This window comes from Acinetobacter sp., from assembly GCF_036659555.1.
In the GTDB taxonomy this organism is placed as follows: domain Bacteria; phylum Pseudomonadota; class Gammaproteobacteria; order Pseudomonadales; family Moraxellaceae; genus Acinetobacter.
In genome coordinates this window covers 1-22674 of record NZ_JAVXCI010000046.1, presented here as the reverse complement: position 1 = coordinate 22674, position 22674 = coordinate 1, and the positions used below count along the sequence as shown (strand labels likewise).

Sequence of the window (22674 nt, the reverse complement as noted above, 5' to 3'; positions counted from 1 at the left end):
AAGCATCTTGCGGCGCAGTGCGCCTCACCGCGAAACCTGTTCACTTTCTGCACTTAAATAGTTTTATTGCAAAAACAGTCCTTTTCAAAGGCCATACAGGTTGCGGATGACGCTTCCGCGTATCAAACAATATTGCAAGTCTAAAAAAGAAAAAGCCAGTCAGTTTCTAACTGACTGGCATTACTGCTTTGCAGGGCTTTTTTTAGTGAATATATAAATGAAATTTCAATTTATTCAACTTTAATCATTGACTAAAAAAAAATAATTATTTCTCCCCCTCCCCATTTGAGGATATTCAGAAACATCCTCCTCCCCCTAACATCGGTCTCACAATCTCACATAAAAATATACTGAGGGAAAGACCATGAAAAGAACAATACTTGTTTTGTCTTTAGCTGCACTGTTAACAGCATGCGGAGGCAGCTCTGACGACGGCTCATCTTCAGGCAGCCCGCAGCCTACAACTAAAACCGGCGTACTCTCTGATGGACCAGTCAGCGGCGTTAAATATATTTCGCGCAATGCCAAAGGCGAAACTACACACGAAGGCACAACCAGCGCATCTGAAACTGAAAAAGGCCTATTCCAGTATGAAGACGGCGATACCATCTCGTTCTATGTAGGCGGCGTCCAAATTGGAGAAACCGTCAATGCGAAGGCCCAAATTACCCCGCTTGACCTTTATCAAGATACAAATGAAAATGCCGAAAATGCCCGCGTCAATGTGATGATTTTCCTGCAGTCGCTGGATGCTGACCAGGACCATACCAACGGCATTGAAATTTCTCCAGCAGCAGCAGATGCGCTGGCGGATAAAACCCTCGATTTCACCTTGCCTACTGAATCCTTTGAAGAAGACGCCACCTTGGCGCTGGCCATTGAAGCGGCCGGCACAGAGCTGGTTTCAGAGCAGGATGCAAAAAACAACTTCTTTGACTCCTTTGTTAAAGACCATACCGGGGCATGGCTCTTAGAAGATCAAGCCACAGGCATGAAAACGGTGCTCTACATTGACGGCACAACCAGCGGTGTGGATGATGAAAAAACCTTCCATTTCACGCTGGGCGAAGTCGGCCCTGCAGATGACTCTGGCGAATCCGGCATAGAAGTGGGTCAAATGGTATGGAACGCTGCGAATGGCGATCTGGACAGTTTGGATGGCTTCGACCTTGACAGCAATGGCGAATGGGGCCTGTCCCATCCTGAAGCGCAGCTTAAACTGCTGTACGGCAGCGCCAAAGGCAAGCTGCTGCTGAAAGAAGGTGACCAGTCCTATGAGTTTACTAAAATTGAAAATACCGCAGGCAGCCTGACCGGCTCATGGAAAATTGACGGTCAAATCACTTCCTTCTTCGCCGACGGCTCCTATCTTCAGGTTTCAACCAATGCCTATAACTCATGCGGGGAAGGTATTGAATCTGGAACCTATTCGGCAGCAAACGGCGCATTGGCAGCGACAGCAGTGCAGTACGATACCAATGGATGCGCTGGCCTGGTCGATACATGGGGCGACATCGCCGCTCAGGAATATGACCTGTACTCATTCACTTATGTTCTAGACGGCGACCTGCTCAGCATTACCAATGCCGATGACCAGAGCGCGGAGCTGGAGCGCTTCTAAAGCCGGCAGCTGATTTTAACGCAGTTCCTTCATACCCGCACTTCAAGACCTTGGATCTCCAAGGTCTTTTTTTTAGGAAACATGCTCAAAATTAATAGTCATGCCCATCAGCTTATGCAGCAGTTCTGCCTGCGAATTGCACTGCAGCTTTCCATAGATATTTTTGACATAAGTGCGCACCGAACTTAAGGTCAGATTGCAGTGCACGGCTATTTTTTCTAAATTTGACCCATTCACAAACAGTTCGCAAATTTCGCACTCTCTGGGCGATAAAGTATAAATTTCCTTTAAATACGGCGTTGCCAGCGCATACTGCTGCCCGACTTCTGAAATAAAAAGCACCGCATAATTCTTATCCTTTAAATTTTCAAAGCGCTCAATGCTGCTGAATGGCGTAGCGGTCAGCATGAACTGCTGGCCATTATGATGGTTGACTGCCAGCACACCGCCAATATCATCTGTATTGGCGCGGCTTTCCAGCAGCGTGGTTTGAATCAGCCGCTCAAATTTCTGCTGATACATCCGCGCCATAAAAATCCGGTTCTGCGCGTCAAATTCAAAAATTTTACTGTGCTCCAGCAATTGCTGCGCGCGCTGATTGGCATAGTACAACGTGCGTTTTTCATCAATCAGGATAATGCCGACTTTAATGGCGTCCAGCACACGGTACAGGTTTTTATTTTCAATCCGGGCAAAACTGAGCTGCTTGTGTATTTGCAGGGCGCGCCGAATGTGCACGCCTATTCTTTTAAGAAAATCCAGCTCTTCCTGTGCAAAAGCAGGCTGTTCCGACGCCCGGTGTATGCCTAAAACAGACCAGCGGTATTCGCCATGATCCAGCAGCACGCCGGCAATATAGCTGATGCCGGTGACTTTCAGGCATTTTTCATAAAAAATAAATTCATCTGAATTAGACAGCTGCGCATAGCGGTTCAAATCCTGATTAATCACCCCGCCTATGCCCTGCTGCTGCCACAGCGGAATATGCAGCGCCATATCAATCAGCCTGACCTGCTCATCATGATAAGCGTCTAAGCCGGCCTGCGGAATATTAAAGGCATGCTCAAAATCATAATTAGGATTCAGCCGATCCAAAGCCGTCAGCACCGCAGTTTTGCTTTGCGTAAATTCAACAATCTGGCGGATTACCTCCGGCCACAGCGAAGCATCCAAGGCCGCATCATAAACCGTGCCAATAATTTTATTTTCCATTTCCTGATCCATTTGGCTCCGCCTCTTTATTTATTATTCTTGCTTAAGGATAAACCTAAGCGCTGTAAAGTCAAAAATAGATGAATTATTGATTAACCGCGGCAAAAAATCCGCTGAACAGCAGGGCTTCTTCATCAGCCGGCTGCAGCAGATGAATTGCATCATGCCTCACCGCAGCGCAAGGCCTTGCATGAAGCTTGAAATAATAGTTTGATTTATCTTATAGGACGGCTTATGACATTGCCCAGCATGGCTGTATTTTTTTTGTAAGCAAACTTCTTAAAAGATCCGCGGATTAAGTGCCATGCTTTGCTTTGCGCGCTGCAATTTGAACCATTAAAAATTGAAAAACCCCAAGGCCGGCTTGGGGTTTTTCCCGCATCAGGCTGCTTATAATAAAGGCAGAACTGACGGAATAATATCGTGAATCGTTTTGCCGTTGCATGATTCGCCAAGCGCTGACATTTTCCAGGCGCCGTCATGGCGGTAAACTTTTGCAATAATCAGCGCGGTATACTTGCCTTTTGCCGACAAATTGTATTTCGCAATTTCAGTATTGGTTGTTTCATCTACTACGCGGCAAAAAGCATTTTCAACTTTTTCAAATGTCTGCCCGCGGAAGCTGCTGATTGTAAATACAATAGATTTCACCTGCGGTGGCACGCGCGCAAGATCAACAAAGATTTTTTCATCATCGCCGTCACCGTCACCTGTGCGGTTGTCCCCAGAATGGCTGATGCTGCCGTCACGGCTGCGCAATTGCGCAAACCAGACATTGTCCAGCGGCTGCTTGGCTTCATCAAATAAAATCGCTGATGCATCCAAGTCAATTGAAGAACCGCCGCCGCCAAATAAGCCGCCCATAAAGCCGCCGCCTTTAGCGACATCCCAGCCGGCGCCCAAATATATCCGCGTCAATGACGCGCCGTCCGCCTTGGCAAGAGAAATTTTTTGCCCTTTTACTAAGCTAATACCCATATCTTTACCCTTTTACCTGCTATTGCTATTTAAATTTAAAACTGACGCAAGCCATGTGACATAGTTTTTGCGGTTTCTGGAGCAGATAACCACCTTGCCATTGCCCCTGAATTTCAGCACCATTCCTTCACCGCTGGTCACGCTGTTAAACAGGTTGCCCATCAGGCCCCGGTTTTGTGAACTTGGCAAGCCGATGCTGTAGCTTAGGCTGGAATCCCACGCGACCACATGGCCATTGTCTATCGTGGTTTCGCCATTTTGCGCGCTGACATCGACTTCCAGCAAAGTGCCGCAGCCTGAAATGCAGAGCTGGCCTTGTCCAGCGGTTTCCATCACGACAAAGCCGCCGGTGCCGCCAAACAGGCTCCCGCCAATATTGGTTTGCACTTTTGCGCTTACGTTAACATGCTCTGTAGCCGCCACAAATGCGCCGTCTGACAGCACATACTGGTTCTGGCCTATGTCCAGTATCTGCATATCGCCGTCCAGATTCGGCGAAAGCAGGCACTGCCCGTTTCCAAATGAAGCTTTTATTTCCTGCTGGAACAGGGATTCACCCGTGGTGAAGCGGCGCATGAAAGACTGAAATAAGCCGCCCCTCAGTGAGCCGCCCAGTTCAAGATTCGCTTCCATCATGACCATGGCATCGGATTCACAGAAGATTTTTTCTCCTTTTTGCAAATCCGCCAGCAGGAACGGTTCCGGGCTGCCCGCCAATTGAAAATTCGCCATGTTGTATCCTTATTGCGCAATGATATTTTGATCTTGGGCTGCTTTCAGCCAGCTTGGAAATTCCTGCAGCAGCAGGTCATACAGCTGGCTTTCAGGCATGCTGTGAATATGATCCATTGCAAAAAAACTGCAGTTGTCCACCACGCGCCCAGCCATTGTATCCAGCTGCTCCAAGACGCCGTAATTGCGGCCGCCAATGCCGACGAATTGCCAGAAAATCGGATAATTCGAAGCATGCTTTAAAATCTGCTTAATTTTCCGGGTTTCTGAAACGCCGCCGTCAGAAATAAATACGATATAGACCGGCAGCCGGGATGGGCTGGTTTTGGTAAAATATTCAACCGCGCTTTCAAGCGCAGCAGGCTCATTATTATAGCGGGCGCCGGCATTCCACTTTTTATGCCCGCCATGCTCAGTTTCAATATAATTATTTAAATTGCTTAAGCTGACGTCACTCAGGCGCAATGCTTTCTCAGCAAAAGCCCAGCATTCGAAGCTGCCGTCATCATCAAAATTAACAGCCAAAGGCATGATGCGGTCCAGAACTTTTTGCACATCGCCGTTTTTATACTGATTTGACATGGAGCCGGAATAATCCAGAATCAAAGCCACCCGGGCTTTCGCGCCAATCAGGCTGTTCTTTTCCAAGCTGATCAAGGATTTTTTGGTTAAATCAATCAAATGCGGCGCAGTTTTTTCTATTTTATCCAGCACGACGCGCTTTTTCAGATCAATTACGGATGCTGCCGGCGCAGGCTGCTGCGCTTCAGGAAGATGCGGCGCAGCGCCTTCCTCCTCTGCAACTTCACCGCCAAAATGCTCGACTAATGCTTTTAACCCGCCATTAAAGCCTTGGCCAATGGCTGCCATGCACCAAAGGCCGCCCTTGCAGTAAATTTCAGTCAGCATAATGGCTTTTTCCAGATTAAATTGGCTGGAATCCAATTTATACTGCGCAAGCGCCTGCCCTTGCTGGCTTAAAATTTCCACATAGGCATCTTTCAGGCCATGCATGGCCGCATCCGCCGTGGCGCAGATGACAAAGCGCTGAATTTCTGCGGGATTGGCCTTGCTTAAGTCAAAATGAAAAAAGTGCGCTTCTGATTCAGCCCAGTATTCAACCTCATGCTGCGGAGATTTCGGCTGATTATAGAAAATCATATAATCATCATGCAAAAGCCGGCTATTCAAGCCAATGCCGAAACAGGAAATATCAACCGGAAAATCCGCTTTGGCCGCTATTTTTACGGTAAAAGCCTGTTCATTCTGAATGAGCTTATCTAATGCTATTTTCTGACCTGAAATTAAATTCATTGTTATTCTGCTCAATTTTAGTACTTAAAAATAATCTTAAATTCAGGATTAAAATCACTTTTAAGTACTAAAAGATTGCTCTTTTAGCACTTAAATGCAGTGTTATACCGCTACGCCATAGCTTCCAGCCAAAGCGCCCAGGCCGCCATTGAAGCCCTGGCCTACCGCTTTGAATTTCCACTCGCCGCTGTGGCGGTATAATTCGCCAAAAATCATCGCGACTTCTGTGCTGCCGTCTTCAGACAAGTCAAAACGGGCAAGTTCTTCAGCATTTGCATCTTGGTTAATAACGCGGATATAGGCTTTATCCACTTGACCAAAATTCTGGCCATTCTGCTGCCCTTCATGAATGGTTACTGCAAAAACAATTTTTGCAACATCCGCAGGGACTTTAGACAAGTCAACTGAAATCGCCTCATCGTCGCCTTCGCCGTCGCCTGTGCGGTTGTCGCCTTTATGGTTGACTGAACCGCATGGCGATGTTTTCTGGTTGAAGAAAATGAAGTCGCCGTCTAAGCGCACTTTGCCGTCTTCGCCGGTTAAAAATGCCACTGCGTCCAAGTCAAATGCTTTGCCGTCAGTTACACGCGGATTCCAGCCTAAGCCTAAGTCCACTTTGTTCATGGTTGGAGCGGTCTTAGATAAGTTAATGTTACCGCCTTTAGACAAGCTAATTGCCATTTTAATTTCCCTCTTCAATTGTTTCGAGTTGCTGCTTTTTACTATATGAAATTGACGAAATTACTGCCCAGACAATAAATGCGACGCCAATCAAACCTGTTACAACTTCTGGAACATGCACGCCGGTGCCGCTGGCAAGCATGATCAGCGCCAATGCGCCAATTGCATAATGGGCGCCGTGCTCCAGATACACATAGGCATCCAGCGTGCCTTTTTCAACCAGAAAAATGGTCATGGAACGCACGAACATTGCGCCTATGGCTAAGCCCAGCATGATAATTACCACATCACTGGTAATTGCGAAAGCCCCAATTACACCATCGAAACTAAAAGATGCGTCAAGCACTTCAAGGTAGAGGAAGCCGCCGATCCCGCCTTTTACAATGGTGCCGGCTGCTGCGCCGCCGTTTTTCTCAGCCTGCGCATCATCTTCACCTTCATCACCGCCGCCGCCTTCAAGCAGATGCCCGATAACCTGCACGCCGACGTAGACCACAATGCCCCAAATGCCGGCCATGACAACAACCAGGCGTGAAGCTTCAGGTACAAAGCCTGCGATAATCAGCAATACCGCCAATGAGATGAAAACTGAAATTGCCTGAATATTTCCCAGATCCGCCAGCTTGGATTCCAGCCAGTGGAACCAGTGCTCATCCTTTTCATCATCAAATAGAAAGTTCAGGAACACCAATAGCAGGAAGATGCCGCCGAATGCTGCAATTTCAGCATGATGCGCCATCAGCTTATCTGAGTAAGTTTTGGGGTCATTCAGCGCCAGCTTGGCGACTTCAAGCATGCTCATATCCGCCGTCACGCCGACAATCAGCAGCGGGAAAATAAGGCGCATGCCGAATACAGCCACAATAATGCCTACAGTTAAAAACAGCTTGCGCCAGAACTGATCCCAATGCTTGAGCACCGAGGCATTCACCACGGCATTGTCAAATGATAAAGAAACTTCCATGACCGCTAAAATAGCGGTAATGGCCAGCACTTTCAGCATCATCATCAGGCCGGCTTCCGGCCCATGCGTAAAGCCCCAATAGCCTGCTAAAGCCAGGCAAATGACGGTGAAAATTATTGAAAACCTGAAATGCTTCATATGCGGTTACTCAGCGCGTCAGATATTGATGCCGTATTGCTGGCACATGGCGCGCAAGCCGCCGTTGTAGCCCTGGCCCACAGCGCGGAACTTCCATTCGCCGTTATGGCGGTATAATTCGCCAAAAATCATTGCCGTTTCAGTTGAATAATCTTCGTTCAGGTCAAAGCGCACAATTTCCACCTGGCTTTGATTATTCACAACGCGGATAAACGCATTTTGCACCTGGCCGAAGTTCTGCCCGCGGGAATCCGCATCGTGAATTGTCACCGTAATGGCAATCTTTTGCACGTCCGGAGAAACTTTGCCAAGATCAATGGTTACCGCTTCATCATCGCCGTCGCCGTCGCCTGTGCGGTTGTCGCCGGTATGCTCAACAGAACCGTCCTGTGAGCGGGTTTGATTATAGAAAATAAAATCATGCTCACCGCGGACTTTCTCATTTGCGCCCAGTAAAAAAGCCGAGGCGTCCAAGTCAAAATCCACGCCATCTGTAGCGCGGGCATCCCAGCCTAAACCGACCAGCACCTGAGTTAATGACGGGTCTGTTTTGCTTAAAGATAAGTTTCCGCCTTTGTTCAATGAAATAGCCATGCTTTCCTCATTTTTAAATAGCTAAGGTTATAAATTATTTTGCTGCTTTTAGTCTTTGGAGCCTTGCGACCAGCGGAAACCGAAGCGGTAATGCTCATCCAGATACTGCTGATCTTTAAAATAGCGTACTTCGCGGTTCGCCTGAATGCTGTCGGCGGCGTTCTTTAATTCGACTATGGCGCATGTGGTTAAATGATTGCCGTCTGTCAGCCGGACTTCAATCTCCGGCTGATTTGGAATCCGTATCGTGACCACACCGTCTGTTGCGGCCCATTGGGCTGCGCCTTCATAAATATAGGCATAGACGACAACACGCTCGATATGCTCCCAGCGGTCGCCGTTAATGTACAGGTTCTCGCCATTCGAGGCGGACCCCGTCCGGTCATCGCCATCCAAGTGCATGAATGGCGGCTGATCATAATGGCCGAACTGCTTTCCGAGCGCCTGCACCAAGGCAATCCGCCCATTTTTAAACTGAATCATTGCGCCCAGATCCAGATCGATAGAATTCGAGCGGCTGAGTTTTTTGAAAAAAGACTGGGACTGAGGCTGGCCTCTGTTCCAGTTCAAATTGACCGAAATTTTGCCGAATCCAGCGCCTTTCTTGCTTAAGTTAATGCTGGAGTTGTTTTTATCCAGCTTAATTTTGGACAAATTAATGCTTGATGCAGGTGCAGGTGCAGGTGCAGGTGCAGGTGCAGGGTCGCTGCTTTCGCTGGCAACCTCAACGCCGAAGTTTTCGGACAGCGGCTTTAAGCCGCCATTAAACCCTTGATTTACGAAACGGAATTTCCATTTATCGTTATGCTTATACACTTCACCCAAGATAAGCGCTTTTTCAGATTTATGCTGCGTATCCACAGCGGCCGCCGCCAGCACCTGCCCTGCTGAACACAGCTCCAGCTGCACGGCAGGCAAAATGCTGACCGTATGCGGCTCGCTTAAAGTCGCGCAGATGGCGATTTTTTGAATTTGCGGGTCAATCGCTGCAGTATTAATGCGCAGCTTGGTCAAATAAGGCGATTTGGAAGCGGACTCGGACAGCACTACGCTTTGGTTCGGCGCAGATGTCTGTCCGTAAAAGATCATGTCCTGATCGCCGCGCACTTTCTGCGTGCTTTGCTGAAGCAGATATGCAGCAATGTCTAAATCGACATGGGCTGGCACTGCGGTCTTAATCAATATCTCAACAATCTGAGCGTCAAGCCCTATATTCCCGCCTGCCACAAGCTGCATACAACCCCCTAAATCAATAAATTTTTTATTAAAATTCATAATTCTAATGAATTTTTTTTACCAAACTGTATTCAATCTAAAATTTAAATATTGAACAAATGCTCAACCTTTTTAACATAAAAAAATGCGCGCGCCAAAGCTTCTGAGGGTTTTTTTGCTTAATTTTAACGCAGGCTAAATCATGTGCTGGAAAACCGCGCAAAAACAGATTGCAGCTCCGGCTGAAAAAATTATATATTCCACACACTATTTGCATATTCTTCATTTCTTATAAATTTAACGTTTTATTGAGACAAAAACCTTCTGTGAAACAACAATATACCATTTGGATAGCTGAATGCTATTCCTGCCAGAAAGATGTTATCCAGCTGCTGAAAATGTCCAGTTTATCAGACTCCATTAAGGTCATTGCATCGCATAGCCTCGGCCGCCCTGAATTAAAGATATATGCGGATCATTTTGAGCGCCAGCCCCCTATCCGCCAATCGGCAGACTGGCTGCTGGAACAGTGCATGCAGCATCAGGTGGATCTGCTGTTCTGCGGCAAACACGCGCATTTTATAGAAGCGCACCGGGAAGAATTTCAAAAAAACAATATCCAGCTGATTACCGGAGCAATCGGCGCCGCGCAGCACGCCGCGGTCAATGATAAATACCGCTTCACGCAGCAATGCGAAGCGATTGGCCTGCCGCATATTCCCTGCGCCAAAGTCAGCAATGCCGCCGAGCTGGCAGCCGCGATTCAGCAGTATCAGGCGCTGTACCCGCAAATCTGCGCCAAGCCTGTGCACGGCGTGTACGGCGCCGGATTTGTGCAGCTGCAGGATGATGTTGATTATTTTAAAAAATTCCAGATTTCGAGCATTTGCAATACCCGGCAGTTTATTGAAGCCTATGGGCAGCTGAATCCGGCCATCGATTATCTGATTATGCCTTATCTGGACGGGCAGGAATGTTCCGTGGACATTGCCTGCGATGCCGGAAAGATCTTGGCGCAAGTCACGCGCACAAAGCATAAATTCTTTCAGGTTTGCGATTTGGCGCATCCCTGCCATGCAATTTGCTCAGCTTTAGTGGAACATTTTCAATGCGACGGGCTCATCAACATTCAGTTCAAGCAGGACTCGAACCTGAATTGGCGCATTCTGGAGATTAATCCACGGCCCGCCGGCGGTTTTGCCTATACCCAGCATACCGGCGTCAATTTAATGGCGGAACTGATTGCACACAAGCTTTCTTTAACGCTGATCAGAGCCAAGGCATCTTCGCCGGTGCAAGTTATCCCTGTAGAACAAAGCATAAAAATGGAAAGCGATTGTTTATGAAGCGAGTTGAGTTAAGCCGCGGTCAAATCTGCGTTACGGTAAATGACCATCATCCGGACTGGCCTCTGGATCAGCTCTTGGGCTTTGCGGAGCGGATTAATCCCAAGCGCGCTTTTTTATTTGTTTCTAAAGTCTTAGGCAAGCATATTCCCGTGGCGCCGTCGCTGATGAACCGGAGCTATGTCGATCTGGCTGCGCTGGTGCCCAAAGACGTTCCTTTTCCGGCTGCAGTTATCGGCATGGCTGAAACCGCCGTTGGCTTAGGCGCCGGCGTCTACCGCGAGCTTAAAAAAGATTTTGGGCAAAACGCGATATTTTCCACAACCACGCGCCACCCTGTCAGTTCACTGCCTGCGCTTGGGCTGTTTTTAGAAGAGCACAGCCATGCGCAAGACCAGTTCATTCTATCGAGCCATGACCCGGAAAAGCATCAGCAGCTCTTAAACGCTAAAACCTTAATTTTAGTGGATGATGAAATATCAACCGGCAAGACCTTTAAAAATTTGATTCACAGCCTGAAAAATGCCGGTTTAGCGCATGTGGAGCGCATCATTCTGGTCACTTTAGTCAATTGGGCGGAACAGCGCATCAGTGACTTGGATGTGGGCATGCCTGTCGAAGTGGTTTCACTGCTGCACGGCAACTGGCATTGGGAAGCCAGCCAAAATAAAATTGAGATCCGCATGCCCGATGTCAGCGCGACATCGCAGGAAGCGCAAAAAATTATTGCGCCGCATGACTGGGGGCGTGAACCGGGCTATTTGGACTGCAGCGCCTGGGCGCATGTCCAGCTGAAGCAGCCAGGTGAAAAGATTCTGGTTCTAGGTTCCGGCGAATTCAGCTGGATTCCATTTCTGATTGCGGAACAGCTTGAACAGCAAGGCGGCGATGTGTATTACAGCTCGACCACCCGCTCCCCGATTATGCAAGGCCATGCGATTGAAAGCATCTGCGCTTTTACCGACAACTACGGGCTGAATATCAATAATTATGCCTATAACGTCAAGCATCAGCAGTTTGACCGGGTTCTGCTGATTGTGGAAACCGCCAAAGACAGCGTAGACCCAAGCTTATTTGAACAAATACAGAATCTGGAAGTGATTAGCTATGAACCCTAAGCCGCTGATTTTTGTAGATCTGGATGATACACTGTTTCAAACTCACCGCAAGCAGGCGCCAACTGCGCAGCATAAAATCGCCACCGTCGATAAAACCGGCCAGCCCCTGTCCTATATGCACCCCAAGCAGCAGGTGCTTACAAACTGGCTGTTTCAGTCCGCCGATGTCGTGCCGGTTACAGCGCGTTCAGTCAATGGCTTAAAGCGGGTCGACCTGTCTTTCCAGCATGGCGCAATCTGCACGCATGGCGGAACCGTTCTGGACGCCGGACTGCAGCCCGATCAGGACTGGCTGGCGCTGCAGAAGCGGGATGCCGCCGCTTTAGGCGGGCTGCTGCAGGATTTGCCGCAAGCCCTGCAGCAGGCCGCGCAGCAGATTGGCGCTATCCGCACCCAGCTTGTTGAAGAAAATGGCCGGATTGTCTACGCCTACGCCAAGCAGGAGGCGCCGGAGCCGCTGTTCTTAAGCCAATTGGTGCCGCACCTGCCTGCAGAAATCATGCAGCACTGCTATGTGCACTTAAATGGCAATAATTTAGCGCTGATCCCGCATTATGTTTCCAAGCAGAAAGCGGTTGAGTTTTATCTGAATAAGCACGACCCGCAGCGCGAGCGCGCAGTGCTAGGCTGGGGCGACAGCCTTTCAGATGCCGGATTTTTAACCTGCTGCGACTGGTTTGGCATGCCTAAAAACAGCCAGCTGGACAAGTTCTTAGCGCAAAGCTTAATGCAGGATCATCATCAGAAAGGATTTTTAGGCCATGTCTAATTTTTCAGCCGTCAATCCAGCGCTTGCGGAATTAGGCTTTCATGGCTCTTACCGTCCGCAGGATATTACCTTTTTGCTCAAGGCCTGCGATATTCAGCCCACCCCAGTTGCAGAAAAAGAGCGCCTGATTCAGTCCGGCTTAAAGCACTATTCAGAAATGATCAGTGAAGAAAAGCCGCCGACGGCCGAGCATATGGCGCATTTCCAGCATGCCCTGAAGCTGGGCGCAGAGCGCCTGGCCGCTGAAGTCCAGCAGCTGGGCCATTCGCTCAGCGCCAGATTTCCAGCGCAGCCGGTGGTGCTGGTCAGCCTTGTGCGCGCAGGCGTGCCGCTTGGCGTACTGCTCAAGCATCAGCTTGAAAAAACCCAGCCCTGCTTTCATTACGGCATCAGCATTATCCGCGACCGCGGCCTGGACTTGGCCGCGCTGAATGCCATTATCCGCCAGCACGGCGCGGACAATATTGTTTTTGTCGACGGCTGGACCGGCAAAGGCGCCATTTGCCGGCAGCTGACGCAAAGCCTCAGCAGCTATCCTGAATTATTTGACGATGGTTGGGAAATTCCCCGCCTGGTCACGCTTTCAGACTTGGGCGGCTATTCTTGGCTCAGCGCAGGCTGCGAAGACTGGCTGATTCCATTCGGCATTTTAGGCTCGGTGATTTCAGGCCTGACCTCGCGCAGTGTTTTAAGCGCGGAGATCAGCCCAAGTCAAATGCAGGACGGCTGTTTAAACCCTGACCACTGGCATAATTGCGTGATCTATGACCACCTCAAAGCCGATGACTTATCGTTGCAGTTCATTCTGCAGATTCTGGATTTAATTCAGCAGCAGCCGCATGCGGAAAAAGCCGGCTGGAGCAATGCACTGCGCGCGCAGCAGCAGCAGCGCTGCCTGAATACCGTGCAGTGGATTGCGCAGCATTATGGCGTCGGCAATATCAACCTGATTAAGCCCAGCATTGCCGAAGCGACCCGCGCAGTCTTAAGGCGCGTGCCGGAACGCATCTTAATTCAGGATTCAGCCCACCCGGATGTGCAGCTGCTGCTGCATTTTGCCCAAGAGCGCGCGATTCCGGTCGATATTTTAGGCGCACAGCTGGGCCCCTATCACGCAGTGACACTGATAAAAAAAGTTGAGAAAAAACAATAATGAAGCAATTACAGCACGCGATTGAACTGGGCGCAACCATGTACATTCCCGCGACCCATGAACAGCTGTGGGAGGTCACTGAAGGGCATAAATTTCCGGCATTAAAATCTGTTGCAGTATGCTTGGAAGATGCTGTGCTGGAAAAAGATGTGCAGACGGCGATGGTCAACCTGAAGCATGTGCTGCAAAGGCGCGCTGAAGCGCCCAGCCTCAAGGCCCCTGCCGTGTTCATCCGCCCGCGCAATGTTGAAATGGCCAAGCATATTGCCGACTGGGATTTAAACCGCAGCTTCAGCGGCATGATTTTGCCTAAATTCACCCTGCACAACCTGATGCAGTGGATGGACGTGCTGCCGCCGCATATGAATCTGATGCCGACTTTGGAAACCCGGGAAATCTTTGATATGGGGCATAATATTGAGCTGAATCAGGCGCTGAAATATGACTTCCATAAAACATTATGCCTCAGGATCGGCGGCAACGATTTGCTGTCCTGCCTGCACCTGCGCCGCCCTAAAAATTCGACAATTTACCAAACCCCTGTCGGCATGCTGATTTCGCAATTGAGCGGCCTGTTCATTCCTTCAGGCTTCCAGCTCAGCTCGCCGGTTTGCGAGCATATTGACAATACCCAGTTGCTGATTGCCGAACTGCAGCAGGATATGAATAACGGCATTTATACCAAAACCGCGATTCACCCTTCGCAGCTTGAATACATTCATCAGGCCTTTCAAGTCAATGCCGAAGAATTTCAGGAAGCGCAGCAGATTCTGTCGCATGACGCAAAAAGCGTCTTTAAAAGCCACGGCTCAATGCTTGAACCCGCTACGCACCGCAATTGGGCGGAGATGATCCTGCGCCGCTACAGAACTTTCGGCTTAAGCAAGCCGCATTGCGCCCATGATAAGCTGATGGCCAGCTCATCATCTTTCTAAGCTTTTAAGCCTGCACCATCTGCACCACCGCCAGACGGCCGCCGTCTTCCTTGGACAGCAGAATTTGCGCGCCGTCGCTCAGCTCAATTTTTCCTCCAATCGGAATGGCTGTTTTTGCGGCGGCGTCGGTTAAATCCGGCAGGCCTTCATTCACCAGCCACCAGCGCTCATGATGCAGCACAAAATAGCCTTTGCGCCGGGTCTGCTCCGGCGTGAGCCGCTCATTCGGCGCAATCATGTTATTGGCATGCCAGGCATACAAAGACTGCCCCGGCCAAACCATCAGGCGGTGGTTATCCGGCCTGAAGCTGCCCCCTTGGCGCGCGGAATACAGATTCAAAACCGGCAGCTTTCCGGAAAAAGGCGTATGGCAAAATGGGCATTGAGGCTTGGTCGTATTGTCAAATACATACCATTTATGGCTGCAGGCGGCATTTTGGCAGGGCTGAATCAAGTCAACAGTTTTCACCAAAGCCGTTTCCCAGTCATTTGCCGAAGGGCGCTTGCCCGGGTCATGCAGGCCGTCAATAAAACTTTTATTGAACAGTTCCGTTAAATAAGGCCCTGAAACAGTATAGGGAATCTGGCCTGGATCAGCCCAGGGAAGCTGGGAAGCCTTCAGCTGCGCTGCGCGCACCCGGTTGCTCGGGTCAGCCGGATGCTCTACAAACAAGGATTGCCCGCCCATGCTTAAGTTTTCATCTTTCTGCGGGTCGTCCATGTCGTGGATTTTCCCGCCGCGCAGCGGATGCCGGTAGAGCAGATACATATAGATCAGCACCGCCAGCGCATGCTTGTCGGTTGCGATGCTGGGCAGAGAACGGCTGGGATCTTCTTTTGACAGATGGCTGGTCATCACCACTTCAGGCGCAATAAAGTCCGGGGTTCCAACGACATCCGGCGGATATTTGCCCGGCACAACCAGGCCGTCCACATCAATCACGCAGGCGCTGCCAGTGACCGGGTCGATCAGCACGTTTTTGTAGGACAAATCTGAATGCGCCAGCCCGGCTGCATGCATGCGGCGCACGGCGCGGGAAATCTGAATGCAGATTTTAAGGTAATTCAGCCATGTGCCTTTTTCGCGCTCATCTAAAAACCGGTTTTGATTATTGGCGCTGGCAAACCATTTGCCTTCTTTTTCCTTGCCTTGAATCTTCAGAAAATCGTTATTCTTCGAGCCATATTCAAAAAAGAACTGCTGCTTATAGGCTGGGGCGGTAATGCCCAGTAAATTGTTGTATTCAACCAGGCCGTCCGGCCAGCAGAAAATATTTTTCCAGTAGGCGCCGCCCGCGCCGTTAAAAATGCCGTTCCATTTATTGCCGACAATTTCTTTCAGGCGGTCTTTCTGCTGTTCCAGCGCGGCGTTGGATTCATAGAATTTGTTCTTTTCCCTGCTGAAAAAGCAGACGACATAGCTTTTATCCGGCGAGAAATAAACATCTTTCATGGCGCCGGAAGCAATCACTTCATCCACAAATTCAATTGCGCGCCCATCTGTGGTTGTACATTTAATAATTTTTGCAGACATAGCTGAATTACCTGATGCTCAATGCGTGATAGCGTTTATGCGCTGTTTTTGCTGCACAAGACCGCCAGAGTGCGGTCATCATGGTGTCCGGGCGTGAAAAAATGCATCCAGTCCAGCAGCGCTGAAGCGGCGTTTTCGGACTGCAGCAGCGGCTCAATCTGCTGATACAGCGCCTGCCATTTTTGCGGATTGCTGAGGCCGGCATCGGTTTCAAACAGCGGATCTGAAATGCCGTCCGTCATCAGCATGACCGCCTCCACATCGGCAAAGCAGCCGATTTTAATGCGCGCGCCCAGCTCCTGATGAATGCTGCGGTCTAAAAACTTGGTTTGCCCGGCATATTCGCCGCCATCAGCCGCATTCATCAAGCGCACATGGCCCTGGCCATAGACCGAAATTGCGCCGTCGCCAACCGAAAAGGCGCTGATAAAGGTTTTGCCGCCGTGCCGGCAAACCACCGCCGCCAGCAAGGTTGTAGAAAAGGCTTTTCCGGCCACGCCGAATTGCTGCGCCTGCTGTTCTATCTGCGCAATGATGGAGCGGTAAATTTCATAGTAGACATTGAAAAACTGCTGATTCAGCTTTTTAGCGATGGCATTGGTCTGCTCATCCTGCACGCCAACCTGCCAGTTTTTGATATCTTCATTAATGACCGCAATGGTGTATTCATTTAAGTAGCGCTGGAACTCATTCTGCACAATGTCCACCGCAATGCGCGAGCCTTCACGCGAATATTCGGCGCTGCCGGCCCCGTCTGCGACGGCAATCACTGACCACTGGCTGCCGGGGATATTGAAAATCCTGAAATCATCATCACGGAATGCGCCGCCATGCTCATGCGAACGCCCCCTTCGGCTGGCAGCCGCAATTTTATCATCCCCCAGATCAATGCATTTAAAGTCAGCATGCGCTTTGGGAAATAATTGCCCGCCCTCAGGCTCGATGACTTTCCATAAGCTGCGCGGGTCTGGAATCACATTGATTTTACAGCTGGCAGTGCGCGTCTCCTGATGCATGCAGTACTGAAATGAAAATTCCAGTTCTTCGGCTTTTTCAGGCATGCCGTGTATCTGCTGCGTGGCGGCGTCAAAATAAAAATGCGCATAGGGAAACTTAAAGCTCTCCGCCTTGAACTGCACATCATCCGCAGCGTGATGGGAGATAATCGAAAGCCGGGATTGGTATGCTTGCCCGGCGCGCGCGTTATCGGCCTGAAATTTCAGATCATTAAAACTGGATTGATTAAACACGTCGGTGATCTCTGCCCTGCGGTTTTTTTCCGCTTCATCTGCTGCGCTGGATTCGCCCGAATGAATTGGCGAAAGCGCTGAATTTACATTAGGTTCTGCCGGTGCAAGCCCTGAATCCGCTGATTCAGCATCAGCTGAATCGGCTTGAAGCGCCGGCGCATCCGGCTGCGCTGCCTGCATAGCATCGCCCGGCCCGGTTTCGGCAGCCGCCTGCTGATGAACTGAATCATTTTCAGGCGCCGGTTCTGAAATCTCTGCCCTTAAGCCCGCCAGCTGCAGGCGCAAGGCGCGCAGCAGCAGGGACAGCTGGCTTAAATTTCCGTCCTGTGAAATATAGGCGACAAACTGCCCCTCCAAGCCCAGCTCATTTTTTTCAAGCATCTGCTTAATCCTGCACTTCAATTCAGCCATTTTCCGCCCTTATGCTCAGTCCGCTGATGATGTTTTTAGCCCTGTCCGCGCGTCAGGTCAAAGTCGCCGCCTGAAACCGAAAAGCTGATTTGACGCTGGCACCATGGGCAAACCGCATATTCGCTGTAGCCGTCATAGCACATCAGGCTGCCGCAGGCGCACATGGCGAAAGCCGTTTCCGCATAGCAGTGCGGGCAGCTGGCGCTGCCGTCCAGCACCGAAGTATTGATTTTGGCTTTTTCCGCTGCCTGGTCTGTCCAGCTGAAATAATCCTCGGAAATTCCAGTGCAGGCCTCTAATTTAAAGTTATAAATATTGATGTTTAAATCTGACAGTTCGCCGTACTGCAGGTGGCGCGAATACTTCAGAATATAGGGATGATGCAGCTTTTGGCAGCGCCCGACGATGGTGACAGTCCGGTCATCCGCCTTAGACTTGCGGAAAGTCAGGCGCTGTTTCGCAAGGTGCATGTAGCGCTCATCCAGCGGCAATAAGTCCTGCCTGTCCTGATGCTGCCCGACACTGATGCTCTGCGAAACCACGGAAGCGCTGATCCATTTGCATAAATTTTTCACATAGTCCTGATCAATCTGATCGACTGAAATGCAGTGCTCTGTCAGCCTTTTCAGGATTGAAAAATCCACATCCTGGCCTAAGCCGATGGCAACCAGCGTCACTCTATTTTCATACTTGGCTTTCCAGCGGCTGATTGCGCCTTCATAATCATCGGTAGGGCGCCCGTCGGTAAATAAATACACCACCGGCTTCCAGTCGCCTTTCACATCTGCAGTGGTTTTAATGACAGAGCGGTCTATTTCCTTCGCCAAATGGTCAAGCGCTTTCCCCAGATGCGTGCCGCCGCCTAAGGGCAGCTCGCAGGCCTGATAGGCAAACAACTCCGTCAAGGGTACAAGTGTTCTGACAATCCCGGCATAGGCAATGACCGAAACATACACTGTTTCCAAGGCATAGGGGTCTGTTCTCAGGCTATTCATAATGAAATCAACACCTTCTTGTACAGCTTGAAGCGGCTGACCCACCATTGACTCCGAGCAGTCAATGACGAAAAAAACAGGCAGTCGGCGCATAATCTCACCTAATTTGTATTGTTGTCGCAGTTAAGCATTAAAATAAATGGCGCTCAAAGCTGGAACAGCGTTCCGCATGGCGCTTACAGCACCAGCTGGATTTCTGAAGGCGGCGGCAAAGAAATTGAATCAGATACGCCAGCGCTGCTGCTTCCGGCCACTACGCTTGCAGAAACCCATTTAAAGAAGCTGGAAAAAGCCGCCGAATCCATCGTGTCCAGCACCACAACCTGCTGGGTCAGCTGCAGCAGGGCTTCCGTTTTCGCCTTAGGCCCGGCAGCGCAGGCCACAATCGAAGCGAAATTCATTTGCCTGATTTGCGGCGCAATCTGCTGAAAGGCATAAACGTCTGATGGCGAGCCGTCGGTCATTAAAAACAGCAATGGGCGCCAGTCGCCTTTCTGTTCAGCTGAACTTTTCTGGACGTTTTGCTGCACTTCTGCAGCCAGCAGCTCCAAGGCCGCGCCCATAAAAGTCGCGCCGACATTCGGAACATCAATATCAGCCAGCTGCACCTGGTCCAATGGCGTTAAAGGCAGGTAAACCTTAGCTTCCATGTCAAAAGTAATCACGCTTAAATACACGCTTTCCAAGGCATAAGGGTCTTGCCTGAGCGCGCTGAGCATGGACTGCAGGCCCACATTTACGGAATGGATCGGTTCGCCTCGCATAGAGCCGGAAGTATCCAGCAGAATATAAACAGGTAAACGGCGCATTTTCATCTCTTCTTTACAGGTATTTTTTTAACCATTCTACAAAGTTATCTGAAGCGGATGATGAACCCACCGCATTGAATTTCCATTCGCTGTTTTCACGCACCAGCTCAGCAAAAAGCAGCGAGCGCTGCTGCTCATACTGCCCCTTTCCAGACAGATTAAAACGCACCATTTCCTTGCCGGAAGCGTCTACAGCGCGGATGAATGCATTCTGCACCTGCCCAAAATGCTGATTGTTTTTTGCGCCTTCATAAATCTGTACAATAAAAGCTATTTTATGGAAATCACTGGAAAGATTGTTCAGCTTCACAACAATCTGCTCATCATCGCCATCGCCCGCGCCAGTGCGGTTGTCGCCGGTCAGCCAAATGTCCCCGGTACGGTGCTTTAAGTTATTGAAATAAATCACATCGCTGTTTTTCAGGGTGGGCTTGCCGCTGGCGTCTCTGCCGACATCGCGCACTTTGCCGCTGGCATCGCATAAAAAAGCCACAACATCCAGATCATATTCTGCAGGCTGCCCGCCGAATAAGCCGCCCAGCAGGCCTTTCTTTTGCTCAGCAATGTCCCATCCCAGGCCAATTGTGACCAGTGACAAATTATTCTGTGATTTTTCCAGCGTCAGGCCTTGCCCTTTTGCTAAGGTGATTGCCATTTTATTGTTCCTTTTTATGCCCGTGTTAATTATTAGTATGCTGCTTAAAGTACAACGTTGACTTCCGGAGGCGGCGGCGGCAGGTCATTCAGGCCGCTCACTTCTTTCTGCCCTGCATCCACTTTTTGGCTGCCGGCAGAAATGCTGGCGGAAACCCATTTAAAAAATGCTTTAATGGCGCTGCTGTCCGCTGTCGCCAGCTCTACAACCGCTTCCGAAATTTGCTTTAGCACCGCAGTATCCGCATGCTGCCCGGCAGCGCACGCAACCACAATGCCGGTTTTAGCCTGCTTGAGTTTGTCAAAGCCTTTTTTCCAGTCATCCGTCGGCACGCCATCGGTCATAATAAAGACCAGAGGCTTCCAGTCGCCGCGGGTTTCAGGCGTGGTTTTCTGCACTTCCTGTCCAATTTTTTCAGCCAGCAAAGCTAAGGCTTCCCCAAGCTGGGTTGCGCCAGCAGCCTGCAGCGCCGGCGGATTGAACATGGCAATTTCAGTGAGCGGCATTAACTGCTTCGCCGCTGTATCAAAACTGATAATGGATAAAAAAGCGGTTTCCAAAGCATAGGGATCCTGGCGCAGTGAAGAGACCAGCATTTCCACGCCATTTTTTACCGCCTCTATCGGCTCCCCCAGCATTGAGCCGGATGTATCCAATAATAAATACACAGGCAATCTTCTCATTGCGGCTCCTCTTTTTTACTTTTTAGTTCATTTTCAGCTTTGTTGTCGAACATATATTAGCCTAAAAAAAATCATAAAAACAAAAGTTTTTATAAATTAAAAATAAATATATGCCAGTTTTTTCAAAAATATAGATTTAGCTTTCAGCTGAAAACCCTGCGCAGGCGCATGAAGGAAACAGCGCAGAAACAGCCGCGGCAGCGGATCAGCGAAACGGCCATTCCTTGGCTTTTTGCTTTATTCAAGCCTGCATATTTTCTGCTGATTTATTTTGCAGCTGCAGGCTACGCAGCGGGAGAAGCCAATGCGCTTAAAGCGCCGGCAGGAATTTCCAAAATAAAAAAGGCCGCAATAAAGCGGCCTTTCTTTAGACAATTAAGTCAATTGCGGGCAGCCAGCCAAATTCTAAACAGAGTGTTTAAAATTCAGCCGGCTGCTTGATATTGGCGCAGATTACATCATGCCGCCCATACCGCCCATACCGCCCATATCAGGCATAGCCGGCTTGTCTTCTGGAATATCAGTAATCATGCATTCAGTGGTCAGCATTAAGCCGGCGACAGAAGCAGCGTGCTCAAGCGCAGAACGGGTTACTTTTGCAGGGTCAAGAATACCCATTTCCAGCATGTCGCCATATACTGAAGTCGCTGCGTTATAGCCGAAGTTGCCTTCGCCATTTTTAACAGCGTTGATTACTACAGATGGCTCATCACCCGCATTCGCTACGATTTGGCGAAGCGGCGCTTCAATTGCGCGGCGGAGAATGTTCACGCCGACATTTTGGTCATCGTTTGCGCCATTCAAGCCGTCAAGGACTTTAGCTGCGCGAACCAGCGCAACGCCGCCGCCGGCAACAACGCCTTCTTCAACTGCAGCGCGCGTCGCGTGAAGCGCATCGTCAACGCGGTCTTTCTTCTCTTTCATTTCAACTTCAGTCGCTGCGCCGATTTTGATCACGGCAACACCGCCTGCCAGTTTCGCTACGCGTTCCTGCAGTTTTTCTTTGTCGTATTCAGACGTTGATTCTTCAATTTGCGCGCGGATTTGCGTTACGCGTTCAGCAATTTGAGCTGCATCGCCAGCACCGTCAACAATCACAGTGTTCTCTTTAGATACCGTGATTTTGTGCGCAGTACCTAAGTCTTGAAGAGAAGCTTGTTCCAAAGTCATGCCTACTTCTTCAGAAATAACAGTCGCGCCAGTCAGGATTGCGATGTCTTGCAGCATAGCTTTGCGGCGGTCGCCGAAGCCAGGCGCTTTCACTGCGCAAACTTTAATGATGCCGCGCATGTTGTTGACAACAAGCGTTGCAAGCGCTTCGCCTTCAACATCTTCAGCGATAATTAACAGCGGCTTGCCGGTTTTCGCCACTGCTTCCAGAACTGTAATCAATTCACGGATGTTGCTGATTTTTTTATCAACAAGCAGAACGAATGGGTTTTCAAGTTCAGCCGTTAAGGTGTCTTGCTTGTTGGCAAAGTACGGGCTGATATAGCCGCGGTCAAACTGCATGCCTTCAACAACGTCCAAAGCATCTTCAAAGCCTGAACCTTCTTCAACGGTAATC

At 49.7% G+C, this 22674-nt stretch carries 21 protein-coding genes; 6 read left to right on the top strand and 15 right to left on the bottom strand.

The window, feature by feature from the left end; all coding sequences use genetic code 11:
• The first annotated feature begins 364 nt into the window (after window positions 1-364).
• The gene (locus tag RSA72_RS07980) at window positions 365-1621 is read left to right on the top strand and encodes a hypothetical protein (protein WP_332623355.1); all 1257 of its coding nucleotides are present in this window, start codon (window positions 365-367) and stop codon (window positions 1619-1621) included.
• 72 nt (window positions 1622-1693) lie between these two features.
• Here the strand turns inward: RSA72_RS07980 and RSA72_RS07975 are convergent, their stop codons facing one another.
• The 8 genes from RSA72_RS07975 to RSA72_RS07940 form a co-directional block, all read right to left on the bottom strand.
• Window positions 1694-2845, bottom strand: a complete 1152-nt coding sequence (locus RSA72_RS07975; protein ID WP_332623356.1) for a helix-turn-helix transcriptional regulator — start codon at window positions 2843-2845, stop codon at window positions 1694-1696.
• 378 nt (window positions 2846-3223) lie between these two features.
• Complete coding sequence (locus RSA72_RS07970) at window positions 3224-3811, bottom strand: TerD family protein (protein ID WP_332623357.1); 588 nt, start codon at window positions 3809-3811, stop codon at window positions 3224-3226.
• 12 nt (window positions 3812-3823) lie between these two features.
• Window positions 3824-4543: a TIGR00266 family protein gene (locus tag RSA72_RS07965; protein WP_332623359.1), complete on the bottom strand. Its 720-nt coding sequence runs from the start codon at window positions 4541-4543 to the stop codon at window positions 3824-3826.
• Window positions 4544-4552: 9 nt separating this feature from the next.
• Window positions 4553-5857, bottom strand: a complete 1305-nt coding sequence (locus tag RSA72_RS07960) for a vWA domain-containing protein (RefSeq protein ID WP_332623360.1) — start codon at window positions 5855-5857, stop codon at window positions 4553-4555.
• Window positions 5858-5959: 102 nt separating this feature from the next.
• Complete coding sequence (locus RSA72_RS07955; RefSeq protein WP_332623361.1) at window positions 5960-6538, bottom strand: TerD family protein; 579 nt, start codon at window positions 6536-6538, stop codon at window positions 5960-5962.
• A gap of 1 nt (window position 6539) precedes the next feature.
• On the bottom strand, window positions 6540-7640 hold the full coding sequence (locus tag RSA72_RS07950; RefSeq protein ID WP_332623363.1) for a DUF475 domain-containing protein: 1101 nt from the start codon (window positions 7638-7640) through the stop codon (window positions 6540-6542).
• 18 nt (window positions 7641-7658) lie between these two features.
• Window positions 7659-8234, bottom strand: coding sequence for a TerD family protein (locus RSA72_RS07945; protein ID WP_332623365.1), 576 nt, complete (start codon window positions 8232-8234; stop codon window positions 7659-7661).
• A 48-nt stretch (window positions 8235-8282) separates the two neighbouring features.
• A complete protein-coding gene (locus RSA72_RS07940) occupies window positions 8283-9470 on the bottom strand; it encodes a TerD family protein (RefSeq protein ID WP_332632996.1) in 1188 nt (395 codons plus the stop codon).
• A gap of 377 nt (window positions 9471-9847) precedes the next feature.
• On the opposite strand from RSA72_RS07940, the gene RSA72_RS07935 reads away from it, so the two are divergent.
• The 5 genes from RSA72_RS07935 to RSA72_RS07915 are packed head-to-tail and all read left to right on the top strand — an operon-like array spanning window position 9848 to window position 14770.
• Window positions 9848-10795, top strand: coding sequence for an ATP-grasp domain-containing protein (locus RSA72_RS07935; protein WP_332624617.1), 948 nt, complete (start codon window positions 9848-9850; stop codon window positions 10793-10795).
• On the top strand, window positions 10792-11913 hold the full coding sequence (locus tag RSA72_RS07930) for a phosphoribosyltransferase domain-containing protein (RefSeq protein WP_332624616.1): 1122 nt from the start codon (window positions 10792-10794) through the stop codon (window positions 11911-11913). Before RSA72_RS07935 ends, RSA72_RS07930 begins: the two co-directional genes overlap by 4 nt.
• Complete coding sequence (locus tag RSA72_RS07925; protein ID WP_332632995.1) at window positions 11903-12682, top strand: HAD family hydrolase; 780 nt, start codon at window positions 11903-11905, stop codon at window positions 12680-12682. Before RSA72_RS07930 ends, RSA72_RS07925 begins: the two co-directional genes overlap by 11 nt.
• The gene (locus tag RSA72_RS07920; RefSeq protein WP_332623272.1) at window positions 12675-13835 is read left to right on the top strand and encodes a cysteine protease StiP family protein; all 1161 of its coding nucleotides are present in this window, start codon (window positions 12675-12677) and stop codon (window positions 13833-13835) included. The genes RSA72_RS07925 and RSA72_RS07920 overlap by 8 nt, the downstream gene beginning before the upstream one ends.
• The gene (locus RSA72_RS07915; protein ID WP_332623271.1) at window positions 13835-14770 is read left to right on the top strand and encodes an HpcH/HpaI aldolase/citrate lyase family protein; all 936 of its coding nucleotides are present in this window, start codon (window positions 13835-13837) and stop codon (window positions 14768-14770) included. Before RSA72_RS07920 ends, RSA72_RS07915 begins: the two co-directional genes overlap by 1 nt.
• A gap of 4 nt (window positions 14771-14774) precedes the next feature.
• On the opposite strand, the gene RSA72_RS07910 is transcribed toward RSA72_RS07915, so the two are convergent.
• The 7 genes from RSA72_RS07910 to groEL all read right to left on the bottom strand — a co-directional run.
• Window positions 14775-16304, bottom strand: coding sequence for a helix-hairpin-helix domain-containing protein (locus tag RSA72_RS07910; RefSeq protein WP_332623270.1), 1530 nt, complete (start codon window positions 16302-16304; stop codon window positions 14775-14777).
• A 35-nt stretch (window positions 16305-16339) separates the two neighbouring features.
• The gene (locus RSA72_RS07905) at window positions 16340-17935 is read right to left on the bottom strand and encodes a PP2C family serine/threonine-protein phosphatase (protein WP_332623269.1); all 1596 of its coding nucleotides are present in this window, start codon (window positions 17933-17935) and stop codon (window positions 16340-16342) included.
• 65 nt (window positions 17936-18000) lie between these two features.
• Entirely contained in the window at window positions 18001-19053 is a 1053-nt protein-coding gene (locus RSA72_RS07900) for a TerY-C metal binding domain-containing protein (RefSeq protein WP_332623267.1), read from the bottom strand.
• Between the two features lie 83 nt (window positions 19054-19136).
• The gene (locus RSA72_RS07895; protein WP_332623265.1) at window positions 19137-19769 is read right to left on the bottom strand and encodes a vWA domain-containing protein; all 633 of its coding nucleotides are present in this window, start codon (window positions 19767-19769) and stop codon (window positions 19137-19139) included.
• Between the two features lie 13 nt (window positions 19770-19782).
• Window positions 19783-20424: a TerD family protein gene (locus tag RSA72_RS07890; protein ID WP_332623263.1), complete on the bottom strand. Its 642-nt coding sequence runs from the start codon at window positions 20422-20424 to the stop codon at window positions 19783-19785.
• Between the two features lie 44 nt (window positions 20425-20468).
• Complete coding sequence (locus RSA72_RS07885; protein ID WP_332623262.1) at window positions 20469-21107, bottom strand: vWA domain-containing protein; 639 nt, start codon at window positions 21105-21107, stop codon at window positions 20469-20471.
• Between the two features lie 453 nt (window positions 21108-21560).
• Window positions 21561-22674, bottom strand: a 1114-nt coding sequence (groEL, locus tag RSA72_RS07880) for a chaperonin GroEL (protein WP_332623261.1), incomplete at its 5' end; no start/stop codon positions are given.